14 protein-coding genes are annotated in these 12793 nt (G+C 72.9%); 1 reads left to right on the top strand and 13 read right to left on the bottom strand.

Translation table 11 applies throughout. The annotated features are described in order from the left end of the window. Position 1: 1 nt before the first annotated feature. Genes ACXJKB_RS18965 through ACXJKB_RS18955 form a run of 3 tightly spaced genes read right to left on the bottom strand, consistent with a single transcriptional unit; the run spans position 2 to position 2963 of the window. Positions 2-475, bottom strand: a complete 474-nt coding sequence (locus tag ACXJKB_RS18965) for an N-acetyltransferase family protein (RefSeq protein WP_457191124.1) — start codon at positions 473-475, stop codon at positions 2-4. Continuing rightward, the gene (locus ACXJKB_RS18960; RefSeq protein WP_457191123.1) at positions 468-1562 is read right to left on the bottom strand and encodes a pyridoxal-phosphate-dependent aminotransferase family protein; all 1095 of its coding nucleotides are present in this window, start codon (positions 1560-1562) and stop codon (positions 468-470) included. The genes ACXJKB_RS18965 and ACXJKB_RS18960 overlap by 8 nt, the downstream gene beginning before the upstream one ends. A gap of 39 nt (positions 1563-1601) precedes the next feature. Further along, the gene (locus tag ACXJKB_RS18955; protein WP_457191121.1) at positions 1602-2963 is read right to left on the bottom strand and encodes an FAD-binding oxidoreductase; all 1362 of its coding nucleotides are present in this window, start codon (positions 2961-2963) and stop codon (positions 1602-1604) included. 60 nt (positions 2964-3023) lie between these two features. Between ACXJKB_RS18955 and ACXJKB_RS18950 the strand changes: the two genes are divergently transcribed. Beyond that, positions 3024-4094, top strand: coding sequence for a class I SAM-dependent methyltransferase (locus ACXJKB_RS18950; protein WP_457191119.1), 1071 nt, complete (start codon positions 3024-3026; stop codon positions 4092-4094). A gap of 27 nt (positions 4095-4121) precedes the next feature. Here ACXJKB_RS18950 and ACXJKB_RS18945 read toward each other — a convergent pair whose 3' ends face one another. From ACXJKB_RS18945 to ACXJKB_RS18900, 10 genes are all read right to left on the bottom strand, one after another. Further along, positions 4122-5366 (bottom strand): MFS transporter, encoded by a 1245-nt coding sequence (locus ACXJKB_RS18945; protein WP_457191117.1) that lies wholly within the window; start codon positions 5364-5366, stop codon positions 4122-4124. Positions 5367-5434: 68 nt separating this feature from the next. After that, on the bottom strand, positions 5435-5611 hold the full coding sequence (locus ACXJKB_RS18940) for a hypothetical protein (RefSeq protein WP_457191115.1): 177 nt from the start codon (positions 5609-5611) through the stop codon (positions 5435-5437). Between the two features lie 89 nt (positions 5612-5700). Then, positions 5701-6603, bottom strand: a complete 903-nt coding sequence (gene mutM, locus ACXJKB_RS18935; protein ID WP_457191113.1) for a bifunctional DNA-formamidopyrimidine glycosylase/DNA-(apurinic or apyrimidinic site) lyase — start codon at positions 6601-6603, stop codon at positions 5701-5703. A 3-nt stretch (positions 6604-6606) separates the two neighbouring features. Further along, the gene (rnc, locus tag ACXJKB_RS18930; protein WP_457191111.1) at positions 6607-7407 is read right to left on the bottom strand and encodes a ribonuclease III; all 801 of its coding nucleotides are present in this window, start codon (positions 7405-7407) and stop codon (positions 6607-6609) included. Next, positions 7362-7547, bottom strand: a complete 186-nt coding sequence (rpmF, locus tag ACXJKB_RS18925) for a 50S ribosomal protein L32 (protein WP_179617666.1) — start codon at positions 7545-7547, stop codon at positions 7362-7364. The genes rnc and rpmF overlap by 46 nt, the downstream gene beginning before the upstream one ends. 59 nt (positions 7548-7606) lie before the next feature. Beyond that, positions 7607-8206, bottom strand: coding sequence for a YceD family protein (locus tag ACXJKB_RS18920; protein ID WP_457191109.1), 600 nt, complete (start codon positions 8204-8206; stop codon positions 7607-7609). Positions 8207-8340: 134 nt separating this feature from the next. Then, positions 8341-8826, bottom strand: a complete 486-nt coding sequence (gene coaD / locus ACXJKB_RS18915; RefSeq protein ID WP_300045828.1) for a pantetheine-phosphate adenylyltransferase — start codon at positions 8824-8826, stop codon at positions 8341-8343. Between the two features lie 50 nt (positions 8827-8876). Further along, positions 8877-9446: a 16S rRNA (guanine(966)-N(2))-methyltransferase RsmD gene (rsmD, locus tag ACXJKB_RS18910; RefSeq protein WP_457191107.1), complete on the bottom strand. Its 570-nt coding sequence runs from the start codon at positions 9444-9446 to the stop codon at positions 8877-8879. Positions 9447-9456: 10 nt separating this feature from the next. Next, positions 9457-11664, bottom strand: coding sequence for an ATP-dependent DNA helicase RecG (locus ACXJKB_RS18905; RefSeq protein WP_457191106.1), 2208 nt, complete (start codon positions 11662-11664; stop codon positions 9457-9459). Between the two features lie 16 nt (positions 11665-11680). Continuing rightward, positions 11681-12793, bottom strand: a 1113-nt coding sequence (locus ACXJKB_RS18900) for a DAK2 domain-containing protein (RefSeq protein ID WP_457191104.1), incomplete at its 5' end; no start/stop codon positions are given.

Below are 12793 nucleotides of genomic sequence, written 5' to 3'. Positions count from 1 at the left end.
GTCAGAGGTCGCGGCGCATCTGCTGCGCCGTGACGGCGTAGCCGAGCGAGTCGTAGAGCCGGATCGCCGCGGTGTTGTGCCCGAAGACGTTGAGGGCGATCGTCGTGGCGCCAAGGTCGCGCGCCTGCTCGTGCAGCGCCTCCATCAGCTGGCGGCCCAGTCCCTGACCACGTCGGTCGGCGTCGAGGTGCACGTCGTAGACCCAGGCCGACACCGCGGAGGTCTTGCGGCGCAGCTCGAGCCAGCCCAGGCCGACCGCCTCGTCGCCGACGTGGGCTGTCCACAGGTGCATGCCCGGGCTGGTCAGCCCGTCGGGAAGCAGCTCGGCGAACTCCCCCTCGGCGGTGGCGACGGCGTCAGCGTCGTCCAGGCCGCGCGCCTCGGCGATCTCGCGGGCGTAGTCCTGCACCGACCGCGCGCGGTAGGAGTCGTACTCCTGCTGCGTCATCGGACGCAGCCCCAGGCCGTCAGGCACGACCCAGGACGTCCCGCAGCGCCGCGAGCACGAGCAGCACGGCGTCGGGGCGGGCGTTGCGGCCCATCAGGCCGATGCGCCACACGGTGGCGGCGTAGGCCCCCGCGCCCGCGCCGATCTCGATGCCGTGGCGGTCGAGCAGCTGCTTGCGGACGGCCGCGGAGTCGACGCCGTCAGGCACGTTGACCGTCGTGAGCTCCGGCAGCCGGCTGCCCTCGGCGGCGAACAGCTCGAGGCCCATCTCCTGGAGCCCCGCCTGCAGCGCGTCGCCGGCCTCCTGGTGGCGCGTCCACACGGCCTCGAGCCCCTCCTCGAGGATCCGGCTGAGACCGCCGTGGAGGCTGGCGACCATCGCCGTGGGTGCGGTGTGGTGGTAGGTCCGCTGGCCGCCCTTGACGCCGGCCTCGCCGACGTAGCCGCCGAGCATGCCGAGGTCGAGGTACCACGAGCGCGGCGTCTCGACGCGGCGCTCGAAGGCGCGGTCGTTGATGGTGAACGGCGCCAGGCCGGGGGCGACGCCGAGGCACTTCTGGGTGCCGGCGTAGCCGATGTCGACGCCCCAGTCGTCGGCGCGCAGCTCGATGCCGCCGATCGAGGTCACGGCGTCTGTGAGAAGAAGGGCGTCACCCTTCCCGGCCCCCAGCGCGGCGATGTCGGAGCGGACGCCGGTCGAGGTCTCGGCATGGACCGCGGCGATGATCGCGGGCGACGGGTGCGCGGAGAGCACGCGGTCGATGTCGACCGGCTGCCCCCAGTCGTGCTCGACCGCGACGACCTCGGCGCCGCACCGGGCCGCGACGTCGGTCATGCGCTGACCGAAGAGCCCGTTGACCGCGACCACGACGACGTCGCCGGGGTGCACGGTGTTGACGAACGCCGCCTCCATGCCGGCCGAGCCGGTCGCGCTGAGCGGCAGCGTGCGGGCGTTGTCGGTGCCCCAGACGGTGCGGAGCATGTCGCATGTCTCGTCCATGATCCGGAGGAACTCCGGGTCGAGGTGCCCGAGCAGCGGCTCGGCGAGTGCACGCGTGGCCTCCGGGTAGGGGTTGGAGGGACCGGGACCGAAGAGGTGGCGCTCGCGGATCATGGCACCGACGTTAGACGACCACCCCGGCAGCTCGCGGCTTCACAGGACAGCACCGGGGTTGAGGATGCCGGCCGGGTCGAGGGCGTCCTTGATCCGCCGCGACAGCGCCATCACGTCCTCGCCGAGCTGGTCGGGCAGCGCCGCCTTCTTGGTGCGCCCCACCCCGTGCTCGCCGGTGATGGTCCCGCCGAGGCGGATCGCCGCCTGGAGGATGTCGTCGAACGCGGCGCGGGCCCGGCGCTCGGAGTCCGCGTCGGCGGCGTCGTAGACGATGATCGGGTGGGTGTTGCCGTCGCCCGCGTGGGCGACGGTGGGGATCTCGACGTCGTGGCGCTCGGCGATCTCCGCGACCGCGGCGAGGAGGTCGGGCAGCAGCGGCACCGCGGCGCCGACGTCCTCCAGCAGCAGGCTGCCGCGCGCCTCCACGGCAGGGAAGGCCATCCGCCGGGCCTCGACGAACATCTCGCCCTCGGCCGGGTCGTCGGTGACCACGACCTCGGTCGCACCGGCGGCCACGCAGGCCGCCTCGACGGTGGCGATCTCCGCGGTCCTGGCATCGCCCGGTGCGTCGGACTGGGCGACCAGCAGCGCGCCGGCCGTGCGGTCGAGGCCGCGCGGGCTGAAGTCCTCGACGGCGTTGATGGTGGCCCGGTCCATCAGCTCCATCATCGAGGGCCGCAGCGAGCGTCGTACGACGACGACCGCCTCGGCCGCGGCCACCACCGACGGGAACGACGCCACCAGCGTCGCGGGCGGGAGCGGCAGCGGCACCAGCCGCAGGATCGCCCTGGTGACGATGCCGAGCGTGCCCTCGGACCCGACGAACAGCTTGAGCAGCGAGAACCCGGCGACGTCCTTGATCCGCTTGCCGCCTAGCGTGATGAGGGTGCCGTCGGCGAGGACGACGTCGAGGCCGAGGACGTAGTCGGTGGTGACGCCGTACTTCACGCAGCACAGGCCGCCGGCGTTGGTGGCGACGTTGCCGCCGATCGAGCAGATCTCGTAGGACGACGGGTCCGGCGGGTACCAGAGGCCGTGCTCGCGCGACGCGGCCTTCACCTCGGCGTTGAAGGCGCCAGGCTCGACGACGGCGACCTGGCAGCTGGTGTCGATCTCGATCGCGCGCATCCGCTCGAGGCTGAGCACGATGCCGCCGTCGACGGCGCTGGCGCCGCCCGAGAGACCGGACCCGGCCCCGCGCGGCACGACCGGTACGCCGTGCCGGGCCGCCCAGCGGACCGCGACCTGCACCTGCTCGGCGTCCTCGACGCGGACCACCGCCACCGGGGTGCCGGCGCCGACGTCGCGCGACCAGTCGTGGCGGTAGGTCTCGACGGTCGCGGGGTCCGTCGCGACGACACCGGCGGGCAGGGACTCCACGAGCTCTGCGAGGGCATCCACGTGCCCATCGTGGCACGGGGTGCGGGGCGCCGGCCGGGTGACGACCTAGGGTCGGCAGGCATGAGAGCCGCACGCCGTGCCCGGATCGTGGGGGACGCCGACCTCCGACAGGGGCGTTGCCTCGAGATCGGTCCACTGGCCAACCCCGTCGTCCGCGCCGAGGTGGCCGACGTCCGCTACGTCGACGTCGTCGACCGGACCGGGCTGGTCGCCCACTACGAGGGCAACCCGGCCGTCGACCCCGACGCGATCCCCGAGCAGCACTTCTGGCTCACCCGGCCCGACGGAACCGTGTCGACGCTCGCCGAGGCGGTCGCGGCCGACGCGCCCTACCAGCACGTGGTGGCCAGCCACGTCATCGAGCACGTGCCCGACATGGTCGGCTGGCTGCGCGACGTCGCCCAGGTGCTCACCTGGGACGGCGCCCTGCTCCTGGCCGTCCCGGACCGCCGCTACTGCTTCGACGTGCACCGCACCCCGGCGACCGTGGGCCAGGTGGTGCAGGCGCACCTGGACGGCGACCGCACGCCGTCGATCCGCGCGGTGCTCGACCACTTCATGCGGGCCGTCGACTACTCCGCCGAGCAGGCATGGGCCGGGGAGGAGCCCCCGACGCAGGGGTCGCACCCGATCGACGACGTGCGCCGGCACGTCGCCCGGCAACAGGCCGGCGACTATGTCGACTGCCACGTCTGGCCCCTGACGCCGCAGGTCTTCGCCGGCCTGCTGGACGACCTGCTCGCCCTCGGCCACGTCGACTTCGCCGTCGAGCGGATCACGGCGACGCGGGTGGGCGACCAGGAGTTCTACGCGACCCTGCGACGGCTCGACCGCCGGCGCGAACCGGCGGTGGCCACCGAGGAGGCGCGAGCCGCCCTCGCACGACTCCGGGCCGAGCTCCCGGACGAGTCGCCGTCGCCGCAGTCCGGCGACGCGGACCTGGTGCCGGCCCACGTCGTCGCCGACCTCGAGCAACAGCTCGCGGAGACGCGAGAACGTCTCGCGAAGGTGCGGTCGGCCCGCGACCGGGCACGCCGCGAGCGCGACCGGGCGCGTGCCGGGGCGACGGAGCCGGCCCCACGGGACGGCACCGGTCTGGTGGCTCGGCTGGGACGCCGGCTGCGGTCCTGACGTCGCTCCGGAGCCGTCGTACGCCGGTCAGGCGGTCGCGGTCGCGGGCTCGTCGGCGTGGGCGATGCTCGGCAAGCGCGACCACACGAGCGCGAGGGTGAGGCCCGAACCGACGAAGGCGAACCAGAACGGCGCGGCCAGCCCCCAGTGCTGGGCGATCACGCCGCCGATGCCCTGCCCGATGACCATCCCGCCGAAGACGAAGATCAGGTAGACCGAGCCCACCCGGCCCTGGAACTCCATCGGCACGGCCCGCTGCCGCACGACCTGCGAGACGTTGAACCACACGAACGCGTAGGCGCCGAAGCCGAACATGATCAGCAGGGCGACCCACGGAACGGTGGTGAGCGCCAGCGCCAGGTGCATGAGGACCTCCAGGAGGAGGCAGGTCTTCATCAGCGTCGCGAGGTCGAAGCGGCGCTCGAGGCGACCGTAGAGGAACGTGCCGACCATCCCGCCGAGCGCCGAGGCGGTGGTCAGCAGGCCGAAGCCCACCTCCCCCATGTGCACCCGGTCGAGGGACCAGAGCACGAGGATCGACCACGCGGCGCCCCAGGTGATGTTGAAGGTCAGGATGACGATGGCCAGGGTGCGGATCGCCGCGTGCCCCCAGAGCCACCGGATCCCCTCGACGATGTCCTGGCGCACGTGGGTGTCCACCGAGTCGCGCACCTGGTCGCGGGTCGAGCCGATGCGCGACACCAGGACCACGCCGAGCAGGACGCAGACGAGCTGGCTGACGAACGGCCACACCATCCCGGCAGCGAACAGGAACGCCCCGACCGGCGGTCCGACGAGCTGGTTGGCCGTCAGGAGACCGGCCTGCATCCGGGAGTTCGCGATGCCGAGGTCGGCCTTGTCGACGAACATCGGGGTGAGCGTGCTCGAGGTCGAGTCGGCGAACACCTCGGCCACTCCCAGCGCGAAGACCGAGACCAGCACGACCGTGATGGACACGTGACCGGTGGCGATCGAGGCGCAGAGCAGCGCGAGGACGACGGTGCGCACGAGGTTCGCGGTCACCACGACCGTACGCCGGTCGAGGCGGTCGGCCATGGCGCCCGCGTGCAGCCCGATCAGCAGCCACGGCAGCCCGCGCAGCAGACCGGCCATCGCGACCAGGCGTGCGTCGTCGGTCTGCGAGGCGACGAGCAGCGGCCCGGCCGCCATCGCGACCCCGTCGCCGATGTTGGTCGTCCACGACGAGACGAGCAGCCACCGGAATCGCCGGCCGAGGCGTGCCGGCAGGACGGTCTCGACGAAGCGGCTCACAAGCGCGAGACCCTACGCCGGGGGTCGGCGGGGTGCAGCAGGTTTTCGGTGACGTGACGCGGGTCGCGTCAGGCGGGCTGGAGGTCCTCCACCTTCAGCTCGTCACGAGCGGCCGCGGCCAAGCGGTCGTTCTCGGCCTGCAGCCGGAGGACGAGCGACTCGAGGTCCCCGACCCGGCGGCGGAGCCGGCTGTTCTCGACTGCCAGGACCGAGGCGGTCCGTACGTCGTTGTTCACATGACCCATCAGCGCCTTCGCCATGGGGTGCCTTTCCAGAAGGGGGTACTGGACCGCGTAGCGGCCGTCTCCAAGCGTCCCACCGAGGTGGCGGCCGGTCAACGCCTACCGGCGCGCCGTGCACGCGGCGGCCGCTGGCAGGTCGGGCAGAAGAAGGACGAGCGGTTCATGAAGGCCACGCGGCGGATGGGGGTGCCGCAGCGTCGGCACGGCTCCCCCTCCTGGCCGTAGGCGTCGAGGGAGCGGTCGAAGTAGCCGGACTCGCCGTTGACGTTGACGTAGAGGGCGTCGAAGGACGTGCCGCCCTGCGCGAGCGCCTGGCCCATCACGTCGCGGACGTGGCCGAGCAGGTCGCGCAGCACCGGACCGGTGAGCCGGTCCCCCGGCCGCTCGCCGTGCAGCCGGGCGCGCCACAGCGCCTCGTCGGCATAGATGTTGCCCACGCCCGAGACGAGGCCCTGGTCGAGCAGCAGCCGCTTGATCGCGGACGTACGACGCCGCGCGCGGCGCACGAACTCGTCGTCATCGAAGTCCGGGTCGATCGGGTCGCGGGCGATGTGCACGATCTCGGACGGCAGCTCGGCCCCGCCCGCCGAGACCACGAGGCCGCCGAACATGCGCTGGTCGACGAAGCGCATCTCGAGGGGTCTGGTGCCGGGCGCCGGGGCGCCCTCGACCAGGGGTGCGGGGGCGGCGAGCGTGAACCGGACCCGCAGGTGGCGCTCGTCGAGCGCACCCGGCTCGTGGAGGAGCATCTGCCCGCTCATGCCGAGGTGGCCCAGCAGTGCGTCACCGTTGGCGAGGGCGAGCCAGAAGTACTTGCCGCGACGGCGGACGGCCTCGATGCGCTGGCCCGTCAGGGCGGCGGCGAAGCCGGTCGGCCCGCGGTGGTCGCGGCGCACAGGCCGCGGGTGGAGCACCTCGACGGCCTCGATGGTCGCGCCGACGACGTGACGCTCGAGGCCGGCGCGGACGACCTCGACCTCGGGGAGCTCGGGCACGTCTCAGGCGTCGGGGCCGGTGGCCGTGGCCGGTGCCACGGCAGGCGCGGGAACGGCCTCCGGCACGGGCTGGCCGTTGGCGTGGGCAGCCTTGATCTCGCGGTAGGCGGTCTCGGCGGCGCCCTGCTCGGCCTCCTTCTTGGAGCGGCCGGTGCCGTTGCCGAGGAGCTGCTGGCCGACGCGCACGCGCGCGACGAAGGTCTTCATGTGGTCGGGGCCGTCGTCCTCGATGAGGTACTCGGGGACGCCCAGCCCGAGGTCGGCCGAGAGCTCCTGCAGCGAGGTCTTCCAGTCGAGGCCGGCGCCCATGGACGCCGCGGCCTCCATCACCGGGTCGAAGAGGAGGTGGACGACCTTGGCGGCCTCGTCGATGCCACCGCTGAGGTGGATCGCCCCGATGACCGCCTCGACGGTGTCGGACAGGATCGAGGCCTTGTCGCGGCCGCCGGTGGTCTCCTCGCCGCGACCGAGCTTGATGTGCTGGCCGAGCCCGATCTGCCGGGCCACGTCGGCGAGGGCGCGCGCGTTGACCACCGCGGCCCGCAGCTTGGCCAGGCGGCCCTCGCTGAAGTCCGGGTGGACGCGGTAGAGCGTCTCCGTGACCACGACCCCGAGCACGGAGTCCCCGAGGAACTCCAGGCGCTCGTTGGTCGGGAGCTGCCCGTTCTCGTAGGCGAACGAGCGGTGGGTCAGGGCACGCTGCAGCAGCTCGGGATCCAGGACCGGATCACCGAGCGCTGCGCGGAGCTCGTCGGTGGTCAGAGGACCTGGCGACGGTCGGCCTTGGCGCCGTACTGGCCGCACTGGCCGCACGCGCGGTGCGGGAGGTGCTTGGCGCCGCAGGCGGGGTTGGCGCACGTCGCGAGGGTCGGCGCGACGGCCTTCCACTGCGAACGGCGGTGACGCGTGTTGCTGCGCGACATCTTCCGCTTCGGAACAGCCATGGTGGTCTCCTACTAACGTGTGGCTTGCTTGCTTCTCCGCCGGGGATTTCCGGTGGAGTTCAGTTCTGGGTGTCCTGCTGTTTCGGTGCTGGGTCTGCTGCCGTGTCCGGCCTGAGCTGCTGGAGCCCTGCCCAGCGCGGGTCGATCGCCGCGTCGTGCGCGTGGTCCGGGTCGTCCGCGAGTCGCGCACCGCACTCGGTGCACAATCCCGGGCAATCGTCCATGCACAGCGGCTGGAACGGTAGTGCGAGCACCACCGCGTCCCGCAGCAGGGGCTCGAGGTCGAGCAGGTCGTCCTCGAGCCGGCTGGTCTCGTCGTCGAGGTCGCGGTCGTCGTGCTCCGCGGCCTTGTCGTGCTGGTCGGGGTAGACGTAGAGCTCCTGCAGCGTCACGTGGATCTCGTCCTCGATCTGCTGCAGGCAGCGTACGCACTCCCCCTCGAGCGCGGCCGTGGCCGTGCCCGTGAGCAGCACGCCCTCCATGACCGCCTCCAGCCGCAGGTCGAGCTCGACCGGCGATCCTTCGGGGACAGCGAGGACTTCGATGCCAAGTTCTGCTGGCGCCGGAACGGAGAGCTCGAGCTCACGCTGGGACCCCGGACGGCGGCCGAGCTCGCGCGTATCAAGCACAAGCGGCGCCTTCGGGTCCAGGCTGCTCACGTCGAACTCCCACATCTGGACACCAACACAACCTCGGAATCGTATCCGTCGCCCCACCGACGGGGCAAAACGAGTGACGGGTGGGGTCTCCCCCGGGGGGTCTGAGCGGGCCTCGGGCCCAGCGTCAGACGGCGTCAGGCCCGGCGCTCGGCGAGCCGCGCGACGAGCTGCTCGCGCACGGGCTCGGGGACCAGGCCGCGTACGTCGCCCCCGAGCGCCGCGACCTCCTTGATCAGGCTCGAGGAGACGAACGCGTTGCCGACGGCACCGGGGAGGAAGACGGTCTCGACCGCGGTGAGGTGCGAGTTCATCTGCGCCATCGGCAGCTCGTACTCGTAGTCGCCGGCACCGCGCAGACCCTTGACGATCGCCACGGCCTCGATCTCGCGGCAGAAGTCGACGATGAGGCCGTCGAAGCCGGACACGCGCACGTTGGCGATGCCCGAGGTGGCCTCGCGCAGCATCGCGATCCGTTCGTCGGGCGTGAACAGCCGGTTCTTGCTCATGTTGACGCCGACGGCGATGACGACCTCGTCGAAGAGCCTGGCGGCACGACCGACGATGTCGAGGTGGCCGTTGGTCACCGGGTCGAACGACCCGGGGCAGACAGCGCGACGCACGGGCGTCCTTCCTTCAGGCTGGGACTGGGGGCTCTGGTCCCGTCTCGGGATCAGGGGGCCGGGGTGGCGTGACCGTACCAAAGCGTGGTCTCGCCGTAGCGCCGCGTGCGGTCCTCCTCGAGGCCGGGCGGCCACGTGACGACGGTGCGCTTGGCCGCCCGTTCGACGACCACCAAGGCACCCGGCACGAGCCAGCCGTGGTCCACCAGCGCCAAAAGGTCGGCGTCGACGTCCTGGTCGGACATCGGGTAGGGCGGGTCGGCGAAGACCACGTCGTAGGGCGCGGCGGGCGGCGAGGCGAGGAACGACGCCACGGAGGTCGCGACCACCCGGGCGCGCGAGAAGCCGAGGGTGGCGGCGTTGCGGGCGATCAACGCCGCGGTGCGCCGGTCCTGCTCGACCATCGTCACGACACCGGCCCCCCGCGACCACGCCTCCAGCCCCACGGCGCCGGATCCGGCGTACAGGTCGAGGAAGCGCAGCCCGTCGAGCGATCCGGTGCGGGACTCGATCGCCGAGAACAACGCCTCGCGCACCCGGTCGCTCGTGGGACGGGTCGTCTGACCGCGCGGCGTCTCCAGACGGCGGCCCCCCGCCGTGCCCCCGATGATGCGAGTCATGTCCCCGTGGTCAGCCCTTCTCCATGAACTCCGACGCCGCGGAGCGCTCCACCTCGGCGACGACGTCGGCCAGGGCGGGCGCCTGTGCGAGCGCCGGATCCTCGGAGAGTAGCGCCTCCGCGGCGTTCCGGGCACGGACGATCGTCTTCTCGTCGCGCAATACCCGAAGTGTGACGAGACCTGAGCGGAAGCCCGACTGGTTGGCGCCCAGCACGTCGCCCTCGCGACGCTGCTCGAGGTCGACGCGGCTGAGCTCGAAGCCGTCGGTGGTCGCCGCCACGGCGTCGAGCCGCTCGCGGGCGGGCGTGCCGAGGTCGGCGTGGGAGACCAGCAGGCAGAGCCCGGGGAGGCCGCCCCGGCCGACACGACCGCGCAGCTGGTGGAGCTGCGAGACGCCGAACCGGTCGGCGTCGAGGAGCACCATCGTGGTGGCGTTGTGGACGTCGACCCCGACCTCGATGACCGTGGTCGACACGAGCACGTCGATGTCGCCGGCGGCGAAGGCACGCATCGTGCGGTCCTTGTCGTCGGGCGCCATGCGTCCGTGCAGGACGGCGGTGCGGAGCCCGGCGAGGGGGCCCGCCACCAGCTCGGCGTGGACGTCCTCCACGGCCGCGAGCGGGCGCCGGGGGGTGATGTCGGCGCCGTCCTCGTCGAAGTCGAGCTGGTCGGTCTCGCCCTCCTCCCCCGCGTCGCCCGAGATCCGCGGGCACACGACGTAGGCCTGGTGGCCCTGCTCGACCTCCTCCCGCACCCGCTGCCAGACGCGGTCGATCCACGTCGGCTGGTCGGCCAGCGGGACGACGTTGGTCTGGATGGGCGCCCGCCCGGCTGGCAGCTCGGCGAGGACGGACGTCTCGAGGTCGCCGAAGACGGTCATCGCGACGGTGCGCGGGATCGGGGTTGCGGTCATGACGAGCACGTGGGGCGGCGTGCCGGCCTTGTCGGTCAGAGCGGCACGCTGCTCCACGCCGAAGCGGTGCTGCTCGTCGACGACGACCAGGCCCAGGTCGGCGAACTCCACCTTGTCCTCGAGGAGGGCGTGGGTGCCGATGACGACGCCGGCCTCGCCGGTGACGATGCGCAGCATCGCCTCCTGACGGGCCGCCTTGCCCATCGAGCCCGTCAGCAGGACGACCTGGGTGGCGTCGGCGTCGCCGCCGAGCATGCCGCCCTGGGCGAGGTCGCCGAGCATCGCGGAGATCGAGCGGTGGTGCTGCTGGGCGAGCACCTCGGTCGGGGCGAGCAGCGCGGCCTGCCCCCCGGCGTCGACCACCTGGAGCATCGCGCGGAGTGCGACGAGCGTCTTGCCCGAGCCCACCTCGCCCTGCAGGAGGCGGTTCATCGGATGGTCCCCGCCCAGCTCGTCGGCGACCAGGTCGCCGATCTCGCGCTGACCACCGGTCAGCTCGAACGGCAGCCGCGCGTCGAAGGCGGCCAGCAGCCCGTCGTCGCGGCGGGTGCGGGCACGGGCTCCCTGGGCGCGGTGCGCCGCACGGCGCCGGGCGAGGACGAGCTGGAGCACCAGCGCCTCCTCGAAGCGGAAGCGCTTGAGAGCGGCGCCGACCTGCTTCCAGTCGTCGGGGGCGTGGACCCAGCGCAGCGCCTGCATGACGTCGAGCACCTCGAACCGCTCGCGCAGCTCGGGGGTGAGCACGTCGGGCACGCCGGTGACCAGGTCGAGCGCGGCGGCGACGACCTTCTGCAGGTCCCAGGAGTAGAGCTTGGCGGTGAGGGGGTAGATCGGGATGAGCTTGCTCATCGAGACCGCCTCGTCGCCGTCGAGGGCGAAGCCGTGGGGCTGCTCGAGCTGCCAGCTCCCGCGGTACTGCTTGACCTTGCCGGTGAAGATCGCCCGGCTGCCCGGACGGAACTCGGCCTCGTGGCGCTCGGCCAGGCTGGCGTAGGGGCTGAACAGCGTGATGGAGAAGTCGGGGCCGTCGGTGCGGACGCGCACCGTCGTACGGAACTGTCGGCGGTTGCCGCTGAAGAACGGGGCGCTCTCGCACGAGCGGATCTCGCCGACGATCGTCAGCTGGTCGCCGACGACGGGCGTGGCGACCTCGGTGAGCTCGGTGGCGGCGACGTAGCGACGGGGGAAGTGGCGCAGCAGGTCACCGACCGTCGTCAGTCCGAGGCCCTCCTCGGCGAGCTTGCGCTTCTTGTGGCTGTTGCCGAACACCACGCCGATCGGGCTGTCCGGGGTGATCGCGACCATGCGGAGATCCTGCCGGTCACTCGACGCTGACGAGCAGCGGGTAGCGCGGCTGGCCGCCGTCGTGGACGGCGACGTCGACGTGGGGATGGCGCCGCTCGACGTGGGCGGCGACCCGCTGGGCGAGGTCCACGCCGTCCTCGCCCGACACGATCGTCACCAGCTCGCCGCCACCGGCCAGGAGCCGCTCGAGCACGTCGGTGGCGACCTCCTCGAGGTCGGAGCCGACGACGGCGAAGTCGCCGGCGATCACGCCGAGCGCGTCGCCGGGCTCGCACGCACCGGCCATCGTGATCGCGCGGCGGGCGGCGACGGTGACGGCGCCGTGACGGGCGTGGCGGGCGGTCGCGGTCATCTCCCGGACGTCGGCGTCGAACGCGCGACCGGGCTCGTGCACGGAGACGGCGGCCAGGCCCTGCACCTGCGCCTGGGTCGGGATCACCTCGACGGAGACGTCGTGCTCGACCTCGGCCGTGCGGGCCGCGATCTCCGCGGCGCGCACGGTGTCGCCGTCGTTGGGGAGCACCACGACCTCGGCCGCACCGCAGCCGGTGATGGCCTCGAGCAGCTGGCCGGTGGACGGACGCTGCCCCGGCCCACCGGTCACCACGACCGCGCCCGCCGACTCGAACAGCGCGGCCAGGCCCGGACCCGCGGCGACCGCGACGACCTTGCGACCGACGCGGGTCGAGGCGCGGGTCGAGCCGGGCTGCGGGCCTGCGGCGACCTGGTCGGCGAAGTGGGTGACCCGGACGCGGTGCGGGCGACCGGCGGTGATCCCGGCCTCGATGGCGGCGCCGACGTCGTCGACGTGCACGTGGACGTTCCACAGGCCGTCGCCGCCGACCACGACGAGGCTGTCACCGAGCGTGGCGAGCGTCGCGCGGAGGTCGGCGACGTGCTGGTCGTCGGCGTCGAGGAGGTACATCACCTCGTAGCCCGGGCCGTCCTCGGTGAGGTCGTCGCCCGGGGGCGCTGCCGCGACCGGGATGAGGTGGGTGCCGATCGGCGCCGACCACGGCGTGGGCCGGCGCCCGGTGGCCGTCGTCTCGACCGCGTCGAGCACGACGCACAGGCCTCGGCCGCCGGCGTCGACGACCCCGGCCTGGGCCAGCACGGCGAGCTGCTCCGG

The sequence above is a fragment of the Nocardioides sp. P5_E3 genome (assembly GCF_054049275.1).
The sequence above is the reverse complement of the archived record's forward strand: the minus strand, read 5'-3'. Positions and strand labels throughout refer to the sequence as shown.